A 21,730-nucleotide genomic window follows, 5' to 3' on the forward strand; every position below is an offset into this window, starting at 1 on the left:
GAAATAATTGGCACAGTTTATGCCACTGTAACAGCAGGTTTAGGTTGATTAAAAAGAGTAAAGGCCCAGCATCCCAAAAGCTGGGCTTTTACATTAGTAAATTTTTTCAGCTAATTATCCGCCTCAATCACAGCTGAGGGTTGGCTTCGAAAAACACCTTCAATACCAGCAATTCTATTGAAAAAACGGAGCATAATCAGCAATAAATGTTTGAAAGTTACGTGGTGAATTCCCTGTTATATCGCTAACAGTAGAGCTAACATGAGCCGCTTCACCCCTTGCATAATGGGCGTAGTCTTCGATCAGACCATCTGCCTGCCATAATGGAAATCCTGCTTTTACAATTTCCCGGTGCATATCTTCAGGTTTCACATGTATAAATTTTATAGTGTTCTTCAGCTCTTTTGAAAAATAATCGGCCATTTGCTGGTGTGTTATTGCTTCAGGTCCTGTTAAATCATATATTTTATTCTCATGTCCTTCGTTTGTAAGCGTTTCAGCGGCCACCACGGCAATATCTCGTACATCTATGGCACTAATTTTTGCTTCCCCGACGGCTGCAAAAAACATCCCCTTTTTTATGATACTTTCTCTAAAACCTAACAACCCCTGCATAAAAAGATTGGGCCGCAGAAAAGTATAGTTCATTGCCAGTTCTTTTATTTTTTGCTCTACTGCGGCATGATATCGTAAAAATCGAACGGGTGAGTGCAAACTAGCCGCAAATTGAGATAATTTAACAATGTGCTGCACACCATTGGCCTTCGCCGTATCTACAAAATTTAACTGAAGCATTTCTGCCTCCTCTGAAGAATTAGTTAACAGGAATACCTTTTCTATTCCCTGCAATGCGTTCTTTACGCTATTTTTATCTGCTAAATCTCCATAAACTAACTCAAGCCCTTTTATAGAACTGAGTTTTGTGGCCCTATCAGATTTTCTTGCAAGTACTCGAAAGCTTACATTTTTTTCCGATAAATATTTAATAAGATGGGCACCTACGCTTCCAGTGGCGCCGGTGATTAAAATAGATGGATGTTTGAATTGTGCCATAACTAAAAATTTTATAGCACAAATTTTGGTAATCGTCGACACCTAAAATTGTAAGAAAACGAAAACACCGCTTTATTAGTTAGCGTTTTTCAGTAAGTGACGTAAGATTGTTTAGTAGATTAAATAGAAGAGTATTATCTTTATTGAAATTGATGATCAGTGGAAACATTCAGAGTAAAAGAAAAAATCAGCTCAAATACGACGTTTAAAATCGCCCCCTTTCGAAAACATATTCGACAGACTGAACCACATAAACACAAAAATTATTTCGAGATTATTTTTCTTTGGGCAGGTAGCGGAATCCATTTAATTGATAGCACAAGATATGAAATTTCGCCTCCCACCATCTTCATCCTAAAAAAAAACCAGATACATGCCTGGAATATCACAAAAGAGCCTGAGGGCTATGTGATTATCATAAAAGACGAATTCCTTGAGCATACCCGCGATACAGAGCTTAAAATATTGTTTCATTTATTTTGGAGCATAGAACATTTAGCATTAAGAAAAGATACCATGGGCATCCGTTCACTTTTTGAAAATTTACATAATGAGTTCACGAGCGAACAACGATTTAGCAAAATGGTGGTAGAGGGTTTATTAAAGAGCATTCTAGGTAAATTACTGCAATATCAATATCTGTATAATATTGATCATAAATACATAGATATCTACGCGCAGTTTATCGAGCTGATCATCACAAATAAAACAAACACCCGAAATCTTATTAATTACGCTGGGCAATTAAATATTTCCGCTCAAGTATTAAACGATATATGTAAAAACGCAACCGGTAAATCTGCAAAAAAAATGATCGATGAATTTACTATTTCTGATGCAAAACGTTATTTAGAATTTAGTAACTTAACCATTAGCGAGATCGCATTCAAACTCCAATTTAATGATTCTTCTTATTTCGTTAAATTTTTCAAAAAACATGAAGGGCTAACTCCTTCATTATACCGTGAGATGCGCTTTCAAAAACTACCGTAAATAGCCTCTTTTTTACCATTCAGAATCTGAGAAGTATGCTAGTTTTGAACTTTCAAAAAGCTCGATTCTATCGCAACACCTTTGTATGAAAATTTCGCATTTAAAAAATTTACTTTTTTTATTATTCATCACTACAAATGCGCTGGCACAACCGACTACTGTAGAAGGTACGATATATGACGAAATCACCTCCACTCCTATCAGCTACGCCAGCGTCACTATCCACCAGAAGAAAGACGCTACTTTAGTTAATGGCGTTATCACAAATAAACAGGGAAAATTTTCTTTCCCCAAATTAAGTGCTGGAAATTATATCCTCCAAATTAAGTTTATGGGTTATGAAACGAAAAAAATTGATCTCAAACCCTTTACTGCCGGTCAAAAATTAAATCTCGGACGAATAGATATAAATCCTTCCGCGAACTTTTTAAACGAAGTAAACATAGTATCCAAACAAAACCCCAGTTACAACGTGATCGACAAACAGGTCTACAAAGCTGGCCAGTTTGAATCGGCAAAGGGCGGTACCGCTGTAGACGTTATAAAAAATATGCCCTCTGTTTCCGTTGATGGACAGGGCGAAATTTCGGTTAGGGGATCCAAAGGTTTCTTAGTTTTAATTAATGGCAAGCCGGTACAGACCGATGCGTATACCATTTTAAGTCAGCTTCCCGCAAACACGATAGAAAACATCGAATTGATTACAGCCCCATCAGCTAAATATGATCCAGATGGCAAAGGAGGTATTATTAATATAACTACCAAAAAAGGAGCAGACAACGGTACCTCATTGGTGGTAAATATCCAGGGAGGCCTTCCAAGTTTTGAAGATTACAACAATAAGGAAAGCCAAAAGAGATACGGTACAGATCTTACATTTAACTATAAAAATGATTATTGGGACCTAACAGCTAGTGCCAATTATCTTCGAAACGACAACGCTGGACTTAGAGAAGGGGATGTCTATACGATTATAAACAACATAAAAACCACATTTCCGTCAAATGGAGAACGTAGTTTTGATAAATACAATTATGGCGGACGTTTTAATGTAGGATTTAGCCCTGATAAGAGGAACACCTTTTCGTTAGGTTTCTTTGCGGGACACAAGTTCCAGGATAGATTGGCTGATATATACTATGACAATACTAAAATAGACTTATCGACAGGTCAAGCTATTGGAAAGAAGCAATATTTCAATTCAAACTTACAGAACAAGCAGGGAGATTTTATACTTGGTAACTTTAATTACACACATAGTTTTAACAAGAAATCTAACTTGGCTTTATCTGTATTGTATGAATATGCCGACCTTTTTGGTTCTACCATTAATAAAAACATCGAAGCTGAAAATGTTGTTCAGCACACCGTAAACACCTATAAAAATCCATTAAACGGTTTCCGTGCCAACCTTGATTATACGTTGGAAATTGGAAAAGGAAAGTTGGAAAGTGGCTATCAATTTCGTCAAGATAGCCAAGATGGCAATTTCATATATTCAGTAGCAGAGCAATCGGAAGATTTTGAAATCGATCCTGAATTTTCAGGACTTGTAAAAGCAAAAAACACCATTCACTCATTATACAGCCAATATGCCGGGAAGCATAAAAAATTGGAATATGCAGCGGGTATGCGGTATGAATACGCCTACAGGGAGGTCATGATATCCAGTGATCCAGATTCACACACACTCGAATTGAACAATTTATTTCCTTCTGCGAATGTGCTCTACACGCTCGACAAGGGGTGGAAAACAAAAGCTGGGCTAAGCAGAAGAATCCAGCGAACGAATAATTTTGAATTAAACCCTATTCCTGAACGAGAACATTCGGAAACGCTTGAACAAGGAGATGCTGACCTGCTTCCTGAATATATCTATTTAATGGAGCTTGGTTTAATTAAATCTTTTAAACAAGGTTCGTTCTTCACAACCTTATATTTTCAGGATATCAAAAATCCGATTCAGCGTGTAAATAGCGTATATGCAGACACCATTTTAAATCGCATTTTTACAAATGCAGGTAAAGCCCATCGTTACGGCATCGAAACAGGCACAAACCTTCAAGCGACAAAATGGTGGCAGCTTTATCTTGGCGCCAATTTATATAAATACGACATCAAAGGGACATTATTTGATAATACAGTAAACGTAGAAAACTCCGACTGGGTCTATTCTATCAATTTCAACACCGATTTTCAGCTGAATTCTACACTAAATATCCAAGGGAATGTCAATTACCTATCCGCAAGACCCACTGCACAAGGGCGCGATTCTAGGTTTTTATCGCCAAATCTCTCCATCAAGAAAACCTTTATGAATGGCAGACTTAGTGCTTTGTTACAATGGCAAAACATGGACATGGGTTTATTCAATGCGAATGAGCAACGCATCACAACCTTTGGAGCTGATTTTTATACTACTACCAATTACATCTATGAAAAAGATGTCATTATGCTCAATTTAAGTTTCAACCTCAATAACTTAACACGAAAACTCAAATTGCCTGAGAGTGAATTTGGCACGAGAGAGTTTTAATTTTAATATACAAAGGCAAGTATAGCGTTTCACACAGTTGGATCTATTGAAATAATTTCCAAGACCGTCTTCGAATGAATTTAAAACGAAGACAAACTTTTTATTCATGTAAAATCTTAAAAGTTACATTTATTTGTAATTTTTAAGATTACAAAAACACATAAACAACTAATAAACAACTAATTAATCTTTACTTTTGAAAACTTCTGAAATGAACACCTACTAATTAGTGTACAAATTAAGTAATTTTGGTTGACCGACAAAACGATCAAAGAGCAAAAGAATTTGTTATGAAAGTTGAAAATCACCAAAATATCGAGAAAACCACCTACACCACAGAAGAGGCTTTTCAGGAATCACTCCGCTATTTCCAAGGAGATGACCTAGCCGCGCGTGTATGGGTGAATAAATATGCCTTGAAAGATTCGTTCGGAAACATTTACGAGGCAAGTCCTAACGACATGCACTGGCGTATAGCAGGCGAAATAGCCCGTATAGAACAACGTTATCCAAACCCTTTAAGTGAAGACGAAGTATTTCAACTAATAAAAGACTTTAAATACATTATTCCTCAAGGAAGCCCGATGACGGGGATTGGTAATCCCTATCAAATCGCCTCGCTATCTAATTGCTTCGTAATTGGTAATGACGGCGAATCTGATTCTTATGGCGGAATCATGAAAATTGATCAAGAGCAAGTACAGCTGATGAAAAGGCGAGGTGGCGTAGGTCATGATCTATCACATATCCGTCCTAAAGGTTCACCCGTCAAGAATTCGGCACTAACATCGACCGGTATCGTACCATTTATGGAACGCTTTTCTAATTCTACACGAGAGGTTGCTCAAGATGGACGAAGAGGAGCGCTTATGTTATCCGTAGCCATAAGACATCCAGATTCCGAAAACTTTATCGACGCTAAAATGCAAGAAGGCAAAGTAACTGGAGCGAATGTTTCTGTACGGATTGATGATGCTTTTATGAGAGCTGTTGAGAAGCAACTTCCTTATCAACAACAATATCCTATTGAAAGCAGCGCCCCTCTTTACAAAAAAGAAATAGATCCTACCGCGCTATGGAAAAAAATCATTCATAATGCTTGGCGCTCCGCGGAACCTGGAATTTTGTTTTGGGACACCATTATTCGCGAATCTTTACCCGATTGTTACGCTGACCTTGGTTACAAAACGATATCTACAAATCCTTGTGGCGAAATACCACTTTGCCCTTATGATTCTTGTCGCTTATTAGCTATCAACTTATTTTCTTATGTGGAGAAACCTTTCACGAAAGAGGCTTTCTTTAATTGGGAATTATTTAAAAAACACATCCATGCGGCACAACGTATGATGGATGATATCATAGATCTTGAATTGGAGAAAATCGATGCCATTTTACAAAAAATAGCGGATGATCCGGAAGATGATGAGATAAAACGTACGGAGAGAAACCTTTGGCTAAACATCCAAAAAAAGGCACAGGAAGGGAGAAGAACAGGCATTGGCATCACCGCCGAAGGAGATATGCTTGCAGCACTTAATTTACGTTATGGTAGTGATGAAGGAACGGCTTTTGCAGTCGAAATCCATAAAACCGTTGCCTTGGAGGCTTATCGTGCGTCGGTATATACGGCTAAGGAAAGAGGTGCATTTGCTATTTTCGATGCCGAAAGAGAAAAGAATAATCCTTTCATACTTCGACTAAAAGAGGCAGATGCACAACTTTACTATGAAATGTTAGAACATGGAAGAAGGAATATTGCGCTGTTAACCATCGCCCCTACTGGCACAACAAGTTTAATGTCACAAACAAGTTCGGGAATTGAACCGGTCTTTATGCCTGTTTATAAAAGAAGAAGAAAGGTAAATCCTAATGATAAGCATGTTCGTGTTGATTTTGTAGACGAAGTAGGCGATTCCTGGGAAGAATACGCAGTATTTCATCATCGCTTCAAGCAATGGATGGACATAAACGGTTATGATTTAACAAAAAATTACAGCCAAAAAGAATTGGATGATTTGGTGAAAAAATCACCGTATTACAAATCGACATCGAATGATGTAGATTATTTGAAAAAGGTAAAAATGCAAGGAAGTATCCAAAAATGGGTAGACCATTCCATCAGTGTAACGATTAACATGCCCCACGATGTAACCGAAGAACTAGTTGGCGAGTTATACATGGAAGCCTGGAAGGCGGGTTGTAAGGGTGTAACTGTTTATCGAGACGGTTCGCGCTCCGGTGTCCTTATCGCTAATACCGAAAACAAGTCGAAAGAAAAAGAACTTCAAAACACTATTAGCTTTCCGACAGTAAGACCCCAAGTACTCGAAGCAGATATTGTTCGTTTTCAGAATAACAAAGACAAATGGATTGCATTCATTGGTTTAATTGACGGAAAACCGTATGAGATTTTCACCGGCTTGGCCGACGACGAGGATGGTATTCTAATACCAAGGTGGGTAAACAATGGGCTTATCATCAAAAACAGGGAAACAGATGGAAGTTCGCGTTACGACTTTCAGTATAAAAATAAGCGTGGACACAAAACAACCATTGAAGGATTATCCTACAAGTTTAATCCTGAATATTGGAACTATGCAAAATTGATTTCCAGCACCCTTCGACACAGCATGCCCATCGAAAAGGTGGTAGATTTAATTAACAGCTTACAACTAGATGAGGCTATCAACACCTGGAAAAATGGTGTAGCAAGAGCTCTAAAACATTATATTCCAGACGGCACTGAAGTAAAAAAGCAAAAATGCATGAATTGTAACTCTACCAATCTCATTTATCAAGAAGGGTGTTTAACGTGTAAAGATTGCGGTTCGTCGAAATGCGGATAATTATAATATTTTCCAGCTTTAAACTGTTAATCAGTTGTCTGTGTACTCTTGGCAGCAATTCGAAAAGCCTCTTTTATTGATTCAAGCCCCTCATCTAAAATAGTACCATTTAAGAGAGGGGCTTGAACCCCTCTAAAGAAATCATAAAAACTAAAAACCACAGCAATAATACTAATTATTTTAGTTATTTTCAAATACTGTTTGACAAAACGTTGATTATAAATCAATACAGCTTGTTGAGCCTATATCTTAGAAAAAATTAGATATATTCTTAGCAATCTGATCTACTGTTTTAACGCTTCGTTTCCAACTGTTAGGCAGTGATACTGAATCAAACAATAGAAATCTTTCTCAATATTAGCAACAATGAAAAAGTCAAAGCAGCCATGATAAAATAACAGATAGCCAAGGTACTTTGGTTATTCACGTTCAGCAAGTTAACCGTACCATAACTTAATACGGAGGTGATTAGGTAGGCGCCGCCGCTCGTAATACCGCTTGAAATACCGGCATTTTCAGGAAAGCGCGTTAAACAAAAGGTAAAATACACATTGTATATAAAGCCAGCACATATATGCATAGCAAATACAAATAACATGAGCACATAAATACTCGAAAAAAAGTTACCAACTATAAACATCAGTAGTGCTAAGAAACATTGAGCCAAATTTCCAAACCGCAGCTTCGCCAGCAGTGGCTTTTTTGTTAAAAATTTAGCGAGCATTCCTCCAACGAATAATCCTAAACCTGAAATTAAAGCGCAATACCCGGTTACTATTGATGAAAAATGAAAATGCTCTTCAATAATAAAGGGGGCCGTCATTCCAAAAATCAACACCATTGCATAACTTGTACCCAACACAAAAAGTCCGAGTGAAAAGTCAGAAGTCCCCAATACCTTACGATAGTTCTTTATAATAATAGGAATGCGAAAAGAATGAACACCGCGCATCGCTTCACCACAGAATATCCATTCTAATGAGAAAGAAAAGAGCGCATAGAAACCCACAAAATAAAAATTGGAAGTCCAACCCCAATAAGACTGCAGGTATCCACCCAGGAAAGGTGCTGTAATCGGACCAAGTGACCATACTACCGATAATAATCCCATGTAATGTTTTAGCTTATCGCCTGTATAGATATCTACTAAAAAAGCTCTTTTAGCAACCACTATAAAAGCAGTTAGCACGCCTTGCAATACACGCATTGCATATAAAAACAGTAAATTATGTACAGAAGCAATAAGAAAGTTACTGAGTGCAAACAGCAATAAAGCTCCTAGCACAATGTTGTACCTACCATAACTATCTACTAAACTTCCTGCTACAAACATTGTTATACCGTAGCTGATCAGAAAACACGAAAGTGTCAATTGTATACCAGCAGCGCTTGTATTAAAAGTTGATTGCATATCGGGGAAAGATGGTATATAAATATCCGTCACTAATCCAGATAAAGGAATTAAAATAAAAGTAGAAAGCGTACTTATTTTTTCATATTTACTGTTATATAACTTCATGGTCTCCCTCAGTTTAATCGACACAAAGCTAGCATACCTAAAAGACCCGAAAAATAAGCAAATCAAATATTAATTAATCAAATCAAATATCACTCAGTAACAATCCTCGATAGTCTCTCGGACTTTTGCCTGTCTTTCTTTTGAAAAAATTATTAAAATGTTGGGGGTATTCGAAACCAAGACTATAAGCAATTTCGGCTATACGCCAATGGCTATACTGCAGCAAATCAAGTGCTTCTTGCAAAATTCTCTCCTGAATAAGGTCGCTAGTGGTTTTTCCAAAATACGAACGTAAGCAATAATTTAAGTGGTTTACATGCACTTGTAGGTGACGGGCATAATCGGCGGGAGTTTTCAGCGCAAGAGCATTGTCTGGAGATTCTATCGGGAATTGTTTTTCCAGAAGATCGCTAAACCTATTTACTAGATCGCCTTCCGACAGCCCCTTTTCAATTTCGCCCGAAGCCATTCGCAATTTGATAGTTGTATAAGCTATTAGCCTTAAAAAATCTTCAATGACCTGCTTTTTATATACAAAATCACTATTGTATTCCTTTAACATCCACTCAAAATATTGAGAAAACAGTTCATATTGTTCAGCTTGTAAAAAAATAAAAGAATAGCTATCATTCCGGAACAACTTAAACAGGTTTGATAAGGCCTTTCTTAATTCACTACCGATAAAAATATCATTGAACAGGCACACATAACCTTTTTGTGCAGGCGACACATTTTCCCAACCGAAACGCACATTAGTGTTTGAAAAAAAGATAGCTGGCTGGTCTATTGTAATAGTTCCTTTATCGGTATGCAGTATAGCGCGCCCTTGTGTTAAACAGATCTTATAATAATCTTTCCGGGAAAAGTGTAAGCTCGCATAGCAGTTATTACGCTTTAACACGTTAAAATGAGCATTTTTCCCATCAGAATCTATCAGGTCGTCCGGTAACTTTCTACACGTTCTTTTATAATACTCCTGCAATGTTTCCGCTTTCTCCATAATCACAAAATTAATCAATTCAAAGATATCAAAAAACATCCAATACGGTGAAATGATGAGTTACTACGACTATTCCTAATATTTTTTATTTGCGCTTCTATTGCCAATATCTTCTCAATAGCATAAACATCTCTCTCAGTATGTCATAATATTGTCATCTGATTTTTTTCTATTTTTAATAGGTCTAAATAGATATACATTTGCGACGATTAAAATTTCAGTCGCCTTACCCCAATACGTAATGAAGTATTTATTAGCATTAGCAGGTATATTAATATTGAATGTGTCTCTACTTTATGCCCAATCACATGATGGAAAATTGAATGGAATCGTAACGGACGATAAGAAATCACTTTTGGAAAACGTAACCGTGCAGTTAATTGATACCGCGCCCCAGCGATCCGTCACCATAAAAACCGATAAAAATGGCCATTTCTTCTTAACCAATCTTCCTATTGGAAAACATGTACTAAAGGTGAGTTATGTGGGGTACAAAGAATATCTTCAGGAAGTGCAATTATTTGCGGATAGTATCATACAAACAGCAATTATACTTAGTCAAGATATTGCGCTTGATGAAGTTGTAATAACGGCGGGACGGAAAGCAGAGAGTATTGATGAGGTACCCTCGTCGATCAGTATTCTAAATGCAAAAGAAGTACAAGAACAGACAAATGTCAATCCATCCATATCAACCATTTTGGGAAATGCTATTCCCGGGCTCGGAACGGCTACGAATAAAGCAACTAACAGTGGTCAAACCTTACGTGGGCGGCAGGTATTGGTATTAATTGATGGCATTCCTCAATCTACACCATTGATGAATGGTAGCCGGGATATACGAACCCTCGATCCCGCCGTTATTGAACGTGTAGAAGTAATTAAAGGAGCAACTTCGATTTATGGAAACGGATCTGGAGGCGGGATCATTAACTTCATAACAAAAAATCCGTCTCCTACCAAGCGCTTTGGTGGTACCACCAACCTTGGAACAAGTGGCAACCTCGCACATCCTTCAAACACAATAGGATATCGCTTCTCTCAATTATTTGAGGGAACGATTAACAAATTTTCTTACGTGCTCAGCGGCACTTACAATTATACAGGGGTACTTAAGGACGCTGAAGGAAACGTCAATGCCCAAGCAGATGGCTTGGGGGAAAACAAGCTCTACAATACCTTTGTAAAGCTGGGCTATAAGATAAACGAGCACAGTGCTTTTACAGCTTCCTACAATTTGTTTAGAAGCGTGCAAAACAGTGACTATATAAATGTTGTAGGAAAGTATGGTGAAACGCCATCTATTGGCATAAAAGGTAATGATCCAGGAGAACCAGCAGGAACTCCATATAACCATAACGTTTTTATTTCGTATCATCACGATGCCCTACCCTACAACACGTCTTTAGATATAACGGGTTATTATAACCGATTTGTATCAATGAATCGTTATGTTGAAAGTGGAACGGCCTGGTACGGACCTGGACAAACAAAAATCCAGTCTTTTAAAAAGGGGCTGCGGTTAAATTTAAATACACCTTGGGTGGTAAACGACGAGCTGCGTGGTGAGTTGACCTATGGATTAGATCTCTTGAATGATAAGACAAATCAGATACTAACAGATGGTCGTGTATACATTCCTGATATGAATATGATCAACTTGGCACCCTATGCACAACTCAAGCTGGATCTCTGGAATAATTTGGTACTAAAAAGTGGTGTCCGTTATGAAAATGCCAGCGTAAAGGTACAGGATTTCAACACGATCGCAACCGGCCCCAACGGTGAGGGGAGTGTCGCCGTTAGTGGAGGAAAAATCCCCTACCATGCCACTATGTTTAATGTAGGATTACGCTATAATAAATATGATTTCTTGAATCCTTTTGTAAGTTTTTCACAAGGTTTTGCGATCAACGAGCTTGGTCGAATATTACGTCGTGCAAAAGAGAATACGCTAGAGAACATCGAAACAGATCCTATCATCACAAATAATTATGAGCTGGGCGTCAGCAGCCGTTTTGATATCTTTCATCTAACGGCAGCCTATTACATCAGCACATCTAAATTTGGTGCTAATCTGGTAGATGTAGGAGGTTTTTTGGTGGCGCAACGTGAGCCTGAACGCGTCTATGGCTATGAAATTACGGCAGATGCGTACTTGCATCCACAATGGACCATGGGAGCAAGTTATTCATTTGTAGAAGGAAAATCTGAGCAAGAAGATGGTACCAAAGTGTACATGAACGGAACGCGGATTGCTCCTCCTAAGACAACAGCTTACCTTGCTTTCCGGCCTTCAACATCATTCGATGTAAAATTGAACTGGGTGTGTACGGGGAATAGAGACCGATTCGTTACCCGCGACAATGGTTTGTATGGAAATAGCGAAGGCCCGGTGGAATCGGTGAGTCTTTTAAATCTCTCGGCCTTGTATAAAATAAACAGTAAATTCGTATTAGGTATAGGAGTTGAAAATTTATTAAACTCATCTTATTACCCGGTTGTGAGTCAATACCGAGCAATAGATGCAGAATATGTCCGCGGCAATGGCGCCACAATGAATATGAACCTGTCTTACAGCTTTTAAATTATATGGCCAAGAAACTCTTTCTTTGGCTACACCAGTGGCTTGGGCTACTTACCGGCATTGTGATCGTATTAGTGAGTCTATCTGGCAGCTTATATGTATTTTCAGATGAGCTGAAAGAGCTCGTTTACAAAGATCGCGTATTTGTAAAAACACCTAATACTGGCGGGGCTTTACCATTGAGCACCTTACAGGAGCATGCACAACAAGCACTTGGGCCTGCTTATAAGATTACAAGAGCCGAGATTTATCCTGACAAAAGACGATCATGGATATTTCGTGCTTCGCAAACAGATTCAAGCGCTATTGGCCATTGGAACTACTATAAGTATTATTATCGGGTTTATGTGAATCCTTATAATGGAAAAGTTCTTTATATAGAAGACAGTAAGAATGAGTTTTTCCAACTAGTATTAAACCTCCATATGAATCTACTGCTAGGCGGACGGATTGGTAGCTCATTAGTAGGTTATGCTGTTATCGCCTTTGTCTTTATCTTAATAAGCGGTCTGGTGCTGTGGTGGCCCCAAGAATGGAGCAGAAAAAAGCTTAAGAAAAGCTTTCGGATAAAACGAAAGGCCTCTTCTAAGCGACTCAATTACGATCTTCACAATGTATTGGGTTTTTACATCTTAATACCGGTTTTTATTATCGCCTTGACAGGACTGGTATTTTCTTTTAAATGGGTTGATGACTCCATGCAATATGTCTTTAATGGTGGCACATCAACAACAAAACGAGCGATTCCCACATCAGCTCCCGCAACTTTGGGAAATGGCGATAAAGCACTAGATAGAGCGGTGCATGCCGTACTTCAAGCGCATGGCGATGCTGATCTTCTTTCGATTAGATTTCGACCCGGAGAAACTACCCCAATTGATATTCAAACCCGTTTACTTAAAAGCAGAACCCATATTTTTGTCTGGTATTACTTTGATCGCCAAAACGGTAATCTGCTGATGAAATATAGCGATGCGGATTTACAAGGTGGTGAGAAAGTGCGCAGCATGAATTATGACCTGCATGTAGGTTCTATAGGTGGAACAGGAACAAAAATATTGGCTTTTGGAGTTTCACTTATTTGTGCAAGTTTACCAATAACAGGTTTTTTAATCTGGTATAATAAAAAAAGGAAGAAAAAGAAACGACAAAATAAACGACCAGGCATGCGTATACCTTAACCCTCGTTTCCATTCTCTATTCATTTCTGGATATTAATTGTAAATAGCCAAAACTGTTGCTGATCCAGCGCTTGCTGAGGTTTGGAACCATAATTGAATGACACACCTACTGATAGATCCATATTAGTTGAATTTTCTGCAGCAGTTAAAAAAAAATAATCAAAACCTCCTCTAAAAAAATGTGTGTAATTTTCTTCATAGTCAGTTGTATTGATAAGGTCGTACCATTGGTCGTAATTAAAGGTGAAAGCCCATGTTTTTATAGGTTCTGTCATAAGGTCTCTCCTTTTATTACCGGCTAAACTATATTGTACTTTTAACGTAGGTCTTAAAATAAAACCCTTTTCACCGTCATTCTTAGCAGAGAAATTTTGTTGTATTTCTGTACCGCCTGATAGAAGGGCAAAATGAATTAACCGTTTATTTGACGAGAGTGTATTCGTGGCCAAATTCAAACCTTTTTCGCCAGAACGGAAAGGTAATGCGTCTACGTTTAAGGCCAACGAATGAACAGTGTCTACTTTATCCATTATATATTTCAATGTGGGAGAAAAAAACCAGCGATTAATGGTTGTACCCGCCTGATTTCTCTTCGCTTTAGCGTACCATACCGATGCAAATCCAGCTTGCCAATTATGTTGTTCTTTTTCTACCAATGTATTGCGGTGGTATTCACCAAAAATTTTCCCATCACCCCATTGCTCGAGGCTATAAGCAATACCTCCATCAATCAAAAAGGAATGATCTTTATTTTTTGGAAAAGTCATTTGAAATTGAACCGGCGCATTTTTGCCGTCCGGTGTATTGAATGATTGCCTAAGTTCTACCCGATCAAAAAAGGACTTTTTTTGCTCAGTAGTATCTTGGGCTGCTACAACAGTATATAAACAAGCTAAAGAAAAGATCGATACCAGATACCGGAAAAGGATTATAAGATCTGACATATTTTTATCCTTTTGTTTTCGTATTAACCATATCAATTACGTCCTTCACAATCCGACAATTGTTCAGCTCACTTTCCGTGAAGGATGCCGATGCTAAATAAGTTTTCACCAGTTCGTTCAAGAGTTCCGCGCAGAGATTATAGGCATAACTAGAGGGTAATAAGTTGCTAAGTTTTGCCTTATCCTCCAAGTTGTTTGGGTTTTCGCGGGCCTGCCCCGCTCCTATCAAAATGCATTTCTTGGCTTTATACTCCCTGCTTTCATCTTTCTCTACAAACAGTTTTTTATGACTGGTATCGTCCGTCAAATAAACAAGATAGCTATTCAAAAATTCTTCATTTAATTTAACATTTTTCCATCTTTTCAATGCTACTTTTAGGTTTTTTATGCGCTCTTTTCGTTGCTTTACAATACTATTTTTGCTAAATGGATATGCTCTTTGTGCCATCCGTTTATCTTCGTCGGACAAAGTAGTATTTTCAGGAACATAGCAAGGCGATGCTTCCTTACTCACGAACATCCAAGCGGGAAAAGAATAATGCATAATCGATTCTCGATCATGGGGTGAATAGATCAACCCACCAGCAGCCATTTTTCTTAAATTATAATCGACGGTTTCTTTTGACCAATTATTGGGAGGCTCAGCCAAATATTTATACAAGGCTGGCCAATCAAAATCACAATCTGAAACAGGCGATTGATGTTCATGATGAAATCCTAATGCATGCCCAAATTCATGCAACACGATGGACTGCCAATTATCGGGTAGCTTTTTATCAAATCCTTCCAAGTTTAAACTTATCTCGCCTGGTATACAAAATGCTTCATCAACGCTTTGCGTGCCCACCCACGACCAATAGCCAGATTCATCAAACCCAACTCTTATAGGAGAGAAGTCTTGAGCGTGCCATGTACGATAAGTATTCTTTTTGGAATCATACCCAAAATCAAAAACTATATTAGCATACTTTGACCACTCCGCCGCCGCATTGGCTATTAGTTTATGTAATACCGCATCCCCCCCTTTAAAACTCACTTTCAGCACCCCTACCTGCCATAGTTTTAAATCCTCCATAACCAATTCCATTTTTTTGGTTGGCTTTCTTTTAAAACGATTAGCTTCCTCCGCCTTTATTCGTTTAATTAAGTAGTCCGGATATCCTTCTATAAGTTGCTTTTTATTCATGCTGCTTATTTTTTCTTTGTTAATACTTTATAAGCGTCAATACTCTCTTTTATCGCTATAATCTTCTTACTTAGCGCTCGTTGTAATTCTTCGTCATTTGCTAATCTCGTCGCTTTGTTAGGGGCCGCTAATTCTTCTACTTCTTTTATCTTTTCATCGAGATGTTCTAAAAACTTAAGCGTTATCCCACTATTATTAATACTTAACTCCTGTAATTTAGGAAGTGCTATTATAACAACTACAAATACAGAGGCGAGGAGAAAATAAGAATAGGTGGAATCTTTTTGAGAAAAATGCGCGCTATCGGCATCTTTCCTTTTGGCAGTAGTGGCCATCTCTTTACTACTACTGACGGTTATGGTCCTTTTCTCTTTATTTAGTAAAGTATCTAATTTTTCTTCTCTGCTATAGGTAGAGTCGGTAGTTATCAGAGAAGGCGAGACATCTTTATCATGCTCATGGGGTGTGTTTACAAATACCGCATACACAAAGATGAATATAGGAAACACTAATAGAAAATAATAGTTTCTTTCCATAACAATAGGTTTTTTCTACGGCAATTAAAGCGTCTCCTTCAGATCTTTAATTGTTTTTTTTAAGCACCAGCCTCTCGGCATTTACTTCCCTAATGGTGTATTGCTCCTGGTTTTTCTGATCGAAAGTTAAAATCAATTTATCCTCCTTCACTTGCCAAAAACCAGTAGTAGACTCAAGGGCATCCCCCCTTCCCGGAAAGGTATTTATCAACTTCCCTTCTTCCTCTAAAGCTATTTTATCTCTTCCCCTCGATCTTGGCATCACAAAACCTTCTGGACGATACACTTTTTCTTCATCCGTATCTTCTTCATAAGAGTGAACCCACTTACGAACTATCACCGATTTATGCCGGTTATTCATTTTCTACAACTGGTATATTACGTAGCAAAGGCGCCCTTGGGCCTAAAAGTGTGGCTTTCATGCGATATGCCTGTCCTTTCGTAAACATAAACATACTATCGTCATCCACATAATCCATGTAATTCATAAACATATCCCCATGGGGAGCATTAGCGCATGAAACCGTTGGAAAAGTGGGTTTGTTATAATTTGGACCAAGCTGATTGGGTGTATCGTCTACATAGTCTGAATCATCACAGGAGTTGCTTCTTCCATCTCCAAAAATATGCGACAAATTAAGGTAGTGTCCTATCTCATGGGTAGTGGTTCTGCCTAGGTTAAAAGGTGCTTCCGCTGTGCCTAAAGTACCAAATGCCCGATAATCAATTACAACACCATCCGTTTCTGGCGGGCCACCAGGGAACTGGGCATATCCTAGCAGCGAATTTTCCAAATTGCACACCCAAATATTAAGATAGCTCTCTGTAGGCCAGGGATCTTTTCCTCCCTTGCTGCTACTTTTAATAGTATTATCCGAACTAAATTGAAGTAAATCTGTGGCCGTTCTCGTAATACCGTCCGGGGCCAGCTCAAAATTAATAAATGTATCTGCCGCCAGATCATCCCACACATTTGGTACTTGATCCCGATCTTTATTCGTTCTTCTAAAATCGTTGTTTAACACTTCGAGCTGACTCAAAATCTGTTCGTCAGAAATATTTTCTAGTGCCTCATGGTACACCACATGTACTACCACATAAATTCTGACTGGATCAACAAATCGTAATGATTCTCTGCCAGTTAACATAGTGTTAATATCGCTTTCAATCTTAGCTTGTGCCTTTCTATATGCCGGAAACATATCTGCCTGATGATTAAACACTTCCATTGTGGCACAATATCTTTTTTTTCTGATGGGTTCCATGATTAAATTATTTAAGCGTACGAAGAAGAAGTCTTATACGGCAAGTAAAGCGGTCAACGGCTAATACATAAAAGATTTATAGTATGAAGTTACTTGTTTTTCTCTTAATATTCAATTCTAATTTCTAAATAGCATCACTAAAATTTAAGCTACCACACAAAGAAGGAAAATCAATAAAGGGATTTCTATTTCCCTGCATTAAAAAAATTTCGCGATTGCGGTGTTTTTCGTAAAGTGAAATGGGTTCCTTCTGTGCCCATTCTTTCAACATATCCATATCACGTTGTTTATAAACCTGAATTGTTTTCGGATATCGCACAAAAAAGTATAGCACGGCCCGCGCCACCACGCCTTTATTCCGCTCCGGCTCAAACAACTTGTTTTCCATATTTCCACATTCATTCCTAACTTTTTCCACTGGCTCCAGCGGGTCAGGGTCGTAGTTTTCAAAATCAAAATAAGGATAATTGTTTCGGAAACTGTTGCAGCCCGACTCACAGGCAAAAAGATGATGTAAATCTCCCCGCATTGGTTCCTGCTTGTTAAACCAAGATTGGCACACCACATGTTCACAATTATATGGAAACATGGCTTCTAATTTGTCAATCTCCAAGTTATAGGCTTCTCTTTCCATCTCTTTCCCAGTTTTTTCTATTTCAACAAATTTCAGCCTCCTTTCTGCATCCACCCTTTCGTCTGCCAACATTAACTCCTGCGCGGTAAATTCTTTGCCGGAATAAATACTTCTAAGTAAACCATCAGGATGGAGATCTATTTTAGGATATACATACTTCGATGGGTTATAATTGTGATGTGATGTATGAGTATCCTTTAGTAATTGATGCAATACATCAACTGTTACATTTTCAATTACCGAAATGTCTTTATAGTAACGGCTGATATCCTGATGATCACTCGCTTCGGGATAATATATTTCATTGCCCAATTTCGTACGACTTATCCCCATTGATTTCTCGATAACTTCCACATCAGAAATTGGTGAAAAATGATCCAACAAAAAGGGAAAGCTCGTTGCCGCCTGTGTTGTAATATCATATATGATACTGCTAACCCTCACCCCTTCGTTTTCTACCCAATCTATTTGCAGCTCGCCCTGTGATTTATCCCATGGGAGACCATCAATATTTAGTATTTTTCCGTCTGGATTATATTTGGGAATTCCTGCGTGATGTAGAGCCACTACTTCCCATTTGTCATTAAACACCGGCGCACCAGAGGTACCCTGTTTTGTGTCGGTCATATAACGTATGAATTTAGGCATATCCAAATTCGTCACCTGATTCTCTCTCAATGCCACCTTTTTCATTTTACCATCCGGATGCTGGATGATGGATACATAGTTGCCCTCTTTCGTTTTACCAAGATTAGGATTCAACGTTAAAAAGGCAAATTCACTTATATTATGCAAACCGTCGGCAGTAATTGACTCTAGCGCTATAATACTATAGTCTAGCTCTTCATTGGTATAAAACAACCGACTGCAATCAAATCTAAAATACTTCACCTGTTTGGGTAATCCGTTTGTTCCCTTTTCATAGTCAAACGCTGCATAGGAAAGTCTTCCATAATCCGCATTAGGCAATACATGGTTATTTGTGATGACAATAAACGGGGCGATTAAGAAACCTGTTCCATAGCCTTCTTCTCCATCTGGCGAAGCAATAGTAATACGGCAGACCGATCTGCCAGCCACTACCCCCATTTCCAAATAATTCACATCTAATATATCATCTCCTTTTATTACCCGCTCACGCAGCAATCGGTCATTGATAAACTGGTTTAGCGTAAGATCATTTTGTTGGAGATAACGATTCATTTGACGTGGCACCACCACCCTGTTGTCTGTGCTTACTTTCATTTGCGGTAGAGGGGGTTCTCCGAATACCGTCTTATTTACAGACCTTTGCTTGACAAGTTCAATCTGCTTAATAAATTGCATCGATATTTTCATAGAAGAGGTTATATCTTATTTTTAGATAAATCATTCGCTTCTTACAACACTTACTCAATAATTTTTCCTTAATAACGTATTGACAGTATAAAAAGGTCGGGTTATACTAATCGTCCAATATAACAGCGACCTACCTTAATTTGTTAGACATTAGTGTCCAATTTAGGGTACTAATATTAGCTCAATGTTAGTTTTTTTATAAGTTTTATAACAGCTATCACTTTTTAAGGAAAATGCTATTTTCCTTAAAAATAAAAAACACTACTAAAGTTATAGATTTTATATATTTGTTTTTAAGAATAGCGTTTTACTCTTCCAAATTAAAAATTGATTTATGAGACAATTAAGACATAAGATCATCGGTACTATCCTAATTAGCTTATTCCTTTCAGGTTGGCTTACTGCTCAGGAAAAACCCAATATCATTGTCATACTCGCTGACGACTTGGGTTATTCCGACATCGGCTGCTATGGCAGCGAGATCCCTACACCAAATTTGGACGCATTGGCCAAAAACGGTATTCGCTTTACTCAATTTTACAATACAGCACGGTGTTGCCCCTCCCGTGCCACGCTTCTTACCGGCTTATACAGTCACCAAGCAGGCGTCGGCCACATGGTTCAAGATCAAGGAAGCGATCATGAAGCCTATCGAGGCCAACTCAATAATAGATCTGTAACAATAGCAGAAGTTCTTAAAAGTGCAGGTTACTTTACAGCCATGACGGGTAAATGGCATGTTGGTTTTGAGCATGGCGTTACCCCGGTAAATCGAGGATTTGACAGATCTTTAGCTGCTCCAGCTGGGGGCTTTTATCATGCAGATAAGAGATCACGACTCTTTTTAGATGGACGGGAGTTAGATGTAAACAATGCTCCCGAAATTCCGAAAAACTGGTACAGTACAGATTTGTGGACCGATTATGGTTTGAAATTCATCGATGAAGCATTAACAGAAAAAAAACCCTTTCTACTCTACCTGGCACATAATGCTCCACATTTTCCTGTACAGGCACCCGAAGAAGAAATTGCTCAATTTAGAGGAAAATATCTACAGGGGTGGGATAAGCTAAGAGAAGCAAGGTATAAAAAGCAACTGGCTTTAGGCTTGATTGATTCGTCTTTGAAATTAGCACCTGATAATCCGATCATCTATAAATGGGATACTTTAAGCGACGCCAAGAAAAAACAATATGATGACATGATGGCCATCTATGCGGCCGTTATCAATCACCTTGATAAAAGTATAGGCGTGCTCGTAGACGGACTAAAAAAACGGGGCGTCTTCGAGAATACGGTTATTCTCTTTGTATCTGACAACGGAGGTAACGCCGAACCTGGAATCGACGGTCGTTATGAAGGCGATCAACCCGGACAAGTATTCTCAAATGTTTTTATCGGACAAGGGTGGGCGCAAGCTGCCTGTACCCCCTTCTGGATGTACAAACATCATACGCACGAGGGCGGTATCTCTTCCCCTGCTATCGTAAGCTGGCCCGCTGGTATACCAAGGAAAAGAAATGGAACTTTTGAAAAACAACCCGCTCATTTGATTGACATCCTACCAACACTTGTCGATCTATCGAAAGCCACCTATCCAACCGAGTATAAAGGCAATAAAATCCAAGCAACGGAAGGCATTAGTCTTAAACCCGCCTTTATTGGAAAGCCTACAAACCGTAAAAATCCTATCTTTTGGGAGCATGAAGGTAACAGAGCGATACGGGACGGTAAATGGAAACTCGTTGCCGAGCGATCCGAAAAATGGCAACTATATGATCTTGAAGCGGATCGCACTGAATTACATGACCTTTCTGTTCAGTACCCTACTATTGTTGCCGATTTGGAAGTAAAATATAAGGAATGGTATAAAAGAGTACATGCAGAACCCTTCGATAAACCGCTTAACAAATGGTTTTATGATTATAATAAATTAAAGGCAGATTCTCAGTTTTCACAATTAAAATAATTAATTCCGGGGACAGCAATTATTCTAAACGCATTCTGTAGTTCTCTCTATATCTTTTAGGAGTAAGCCTTTTTAAGAGAATAATAGCCATTAAGAAAGAGGAATTAAGTTAATTTCCTTGTTTCTTAATGGTTTCAACT

General features: G+C 38.3%; 16 protein-coding genes. 6 read left to right on the top strand and 10 right to left on the bottom strand.

Features of this window, described 5'->3' with window-relative positions:
• Positions 1–174: 174 nt before the first annotated feature.
• Positions 175–1,053 carry an SDR family oxidoreductase gene (locus BMY50_RS13595; protein WP_093325268.1) on the bottom strand — a complete coding sequence of 293 codons (879 nt, stop codon included), beginning with the start codon at positions 1,051–1,053 and terminating at the stop codon, positions 175–177.
• Between the two features lie 159 nt (positions 1,054–1,212).
• Between BMY50_RS13595 and BMY50_RS13600 the strand changes: the two genes are divergently transcribed.
• The 3 genes from BMY50_RS13600 to BMY50_RS13610 all read left to right on the top strand — a co-directional run bounded on the left by BMY50_RS13600 (position 1,213) and on the right by BMY50_RS13610 (position 7,431).
• Positions 1,213–2,046, top strand: a complete 834-nt coding sequence (locus BMY50_RS13600) for a helix-turn-helix domain-containing protein (RefSeq protein WP_093325271.1) — start codon at positions 1,213–1,215, stop codon at positions 2,044–2,046.
• An 85-nt stretch (positions 2,047–2,131) separates the two neighbouring features.
• Positions 2,132–4,582: a TonB-dependent receptor domain-containing protein gene (locus BMY50_RS13605; RefSeq protein ID WP_093325275.1), complete on the top strand. Its 2,451-nt coding sequence runs from the start codon at positions 2,132–2,134 to the stop codon at positions 4,580–4,582.
• A gap of 290 nt (positions 4,583–4,872) precedes the next feature.
• On the top strand, positions 4,873–7,431 hold the full coding sequence (locus BMY50_RS13610; RefSeq protein ID WP_093325277.1) for an adenosylcobalamin-dependent ribonucleoside-diphosphate reductase: 2,559 nt from the start codon (positions 4,873–4,875) through the stop codon (positions 7,429–7,431).
• Between the two features lie 26 nt (positions 7,432–7,457).
• Here BMY50_RS13610 and BMY50_RS28155 read toward each other — a convergent pair whose 3' ends face one another.
• The 3 genes from BMY50_RS28155 to BMY50_RS13625 form a co-directional block, all read right to left on the bottom strand.
• Positions 7,458–7,625, bottom strand: a complete 168-nt coding sequence (locus BMY50_RS28155) for a hypothetical protein (protein ID WP_162276591.1) — start codon at positions 7,623–7,625, stop codon at positions 7,458–7,460.
• Positions 7,626–7,762: 137 nt separating this feature from the next.
• Entirely contained in the window at positions 7,763–8,950 is a 1,188-nt protein-coding gene (locus BMY50_RS13620; RefSeq protein WP_093325283.1) for an MFS transporter, read from the bottom strand.
• A gap of 82 nt (positions 8,951–9,032) precedes the next feature.
• Positions 9,033–9,950, bottom strand: a complete 918-nt coding sequence (locus tag BMY50_RS13625) for a helix-turn-helix domain-containing protein (RefSeq protein WP_093325857.1) — start codon at positions 9,948–9,950, stop codon at positions 9,033–9,035.
• 241 nt (positions 9,951–10,191) lie between these two features.
• On the opposite strand from BMY50_RS13625, the gene BMY50_RS13630 reads away from it, so the two are divergent.
• Together BMY50_RS13630 and BMY50_RS13635 are read left to right on the top strand one after the other, a co-directional pair.
• Positions 10,192–12,537, top strand: a complete 2,346-nt coding sequence (locus BMY50_RS13630) for a TonB-dependent receptor (RefSeq protein ID WP_093325286.1) — start codon at positions 10,192–10,194, stop codon at positions 12,535–12,537.
• A gap of 5 nt (positions 12,538–12,542) precedes the next feature.
• Entirely contained in the window at positions 12,543–13,718 is a 1,176-nt protein-coding gene (locus tag BMY50_RS13635) for a PepSY-associated TM helix domain-containing protein (protein ID WP_093325289.1), read from the top strand.
• 20 nt (positions 13,719–13,738) lie between these two features.
• Here BMY50_RS13635 and BMY50_RS13640 read toward each other — a convergent pair whose 3' ends face one another.
• From BMY50_RS13640 to BMY50_RS13660, 6 genes are all read right to left on the bottom strand, one after another.
• Positions 13,739–14,662, bottom strand: a complete 924-nt coding sequence (locus tag BMY50_RS13640) for a hypothetical protein (RefSeq protein ID WP_139202258.1) — start codon at positions 14,660–14,662, stop codon at positions 13,739–13,741.
• A gap of 4 nt (positions 14,663–14,666) precedes the next feature.
• Positions 14,667–15,848, bottom strand: coding sequence for a zinc metalloprotease (locus BMY50_RS13645; RefSeq protein WP_093325294.1), 1,182 nt, complete (start codon positions 15,846–15,848; stop codon positions 14,667–14,669).
• A gap of 5 nt (positions 15,849–15,853) precedes the next feature.
• Entirely contained in the window at positions 15,854–16,384 is a 531-nt protein-coding gene (locus BMY50_RS13650) for a hypothetical protein (RefSeq protein ID WP_093325297.1), read from the bottom strand.
• A 46-nt stretch (positions 16,385–16,430) separates the two neighbouring features.
• Positions 16,431–16,745: a lipocalin-like domain-containing protein gene (locus tag BMY50_RS28325; protein WP_202907837.1), complete on the bottom strand. Its 315-nt coding sequence runs from the start codon at positions 16,743–16,745 to the stop codon at positions 16,431–16,433.
• Positions 16,738–17,649, bottom strand: coding sequence for a zinc metalloprotease (locus tag BMY50_RS13655; RefSeq protein ID WP_202907838.1), 912 nt, complete (start codon positions 17,647–17,649; stop codon positions 16,738–16,740). Before BMY50_RS13655 ends, BMY50_RS28325 begins: the two co-directional genes overlap by 8 nt.
• A gap of 124 nt (positions 17,650–17,773) precedes the next feature.
• Positions 17,774–19,621, bottom strand: a complete 1,848-nt coding sequence (locus tag BMY50_RS13660; RefSeq protein ID WP_093325299.1) for an endonuclease — start codon at positions 19,619–19,621, stop codon at positions 17,774–17,776.
• Between the two features lie 334 nt (positions 19,622–19,955).
• Here BMY50_RS13660 and BMY50_RS13665 point away from each other — a divergent pair, with 334 nt between their 5' ends.
• On the top strand, positions 19,956–21,590 hold the full coding sequence (locus BMY50_RS13665) for an arylsulfatase (protein WP_093325302.1): 1,635 nt from the start codon (positions 19,956–19,958) through the stop codon (positions 21,588–21,590).
• Positions 21,591–21,730: the final 140 nt, after the last annotated feature.

This window comes from Olivibacter domesticus (assembly GCF_900109575.1).
GTDB lineage: Bacteria > Bacteroidota > Bacteroidia > Sphingobacteriales > Sphingobacteriaceae > Olivibacter > Olivibacter domesticus.

Bases quoted from the DNA above. Each gene is read 5' to 3' on its own strand.
- BMY50_RS28325 (WP_202907837.1), bottom strand. From the start codon at position 16,745: ATGAATAACCGGCATAAATCGGTGATAGTTCGTAAGTGGGTTCACTCT.
- BMY50_RS13645 (WP_093325294.1), bottom strand. From the start codon at position 15,848: ATGAATAAAAAGCAACTTATAGAAGGATATCCGGACTACTTAATTAAA.
- BMY50_RS13655 (WP_202907838.1), bottom strand. From the start codon at position 17,649: ATGGAACCCATCAGAAAAAAAAGATATTGTGCCACAATGGAAGTGTTT.
- BMY50_RS13665 (WP_093325302.1), top strand. From the start codon at position 19,956: ATGAGACAATTAAGACATAAGATCATCGGTACTATCCTAATTAGCTTA.
- BMY50_RS13620 (WP_093325283.1), bottom strand. From the start codon at position 8,950: ATGAAGTTATATAACAGTAAATATGAAAAAATAAGTACGCTTTCTACT.
- BMY50_RS13605 (WP_093325275.1), top strand. From the start codon at position 2,132: ATGAAAATTTCGCATTTAAAAAATTTACTTTTTTTATTATTCATCACT.
- BMY50_RS13610 (WP_093325277.1), top strand. From the start codon at position 4,873: ATGAAAGTTGAAAATCACCAAAATATCGAGAAAACCACCTACACCACA.
- BMY50_RS13650 (WP_093325297.1), bottom strand. From the start codon at position 16,384: ATGGAAAGAAACTATTATTTTCTATTAGTGTTTCCTATATTCATCTTT.
- BMY50_RS13630 (WP_093325286.1), top strand. From the start codon at position 10,192: ATGAAGTATTTATTAGCATTAGCAGGTATATTAATATTGAATGTGTCT.
- BMY50_RS13660 (WP_093325299.1), bottom strand. From the start codon at position 19,621: ATGAAAATATCGATGCAATTTATTAAGCAGATTGAACTTGTCAAGCAA.
- BMY50_RS13640 (WP_139202258.1), bottom strand. From the start codon at position 14,662: ATGTCAGATCTTATAATCCTTTTCCGGTATCTGGTATCGATCTTTTCT.
- BMY50_RS13625 (WP_093325857.1), bottom strand. From the start codon at position 9,950: ATGGAGAAAGCGGAAACATTGCAGGAGTATTATAAAAGAACGTGTAGA.
- BMY50_RS13595 (WP_093325268.1), bottom strand. From the start codon at position 1,053: ATGGCACAATTCAAACATCCATCTATTTTAATCACCGGCGCCACTGGA.
- BMY50_RS13635 (WP_093325289.1), top strand. From the start codon at position 12,543: ATGGCCAAGAAACTCTTTCTTTGGCTACACCAGTGGCTTGGGCTACTT.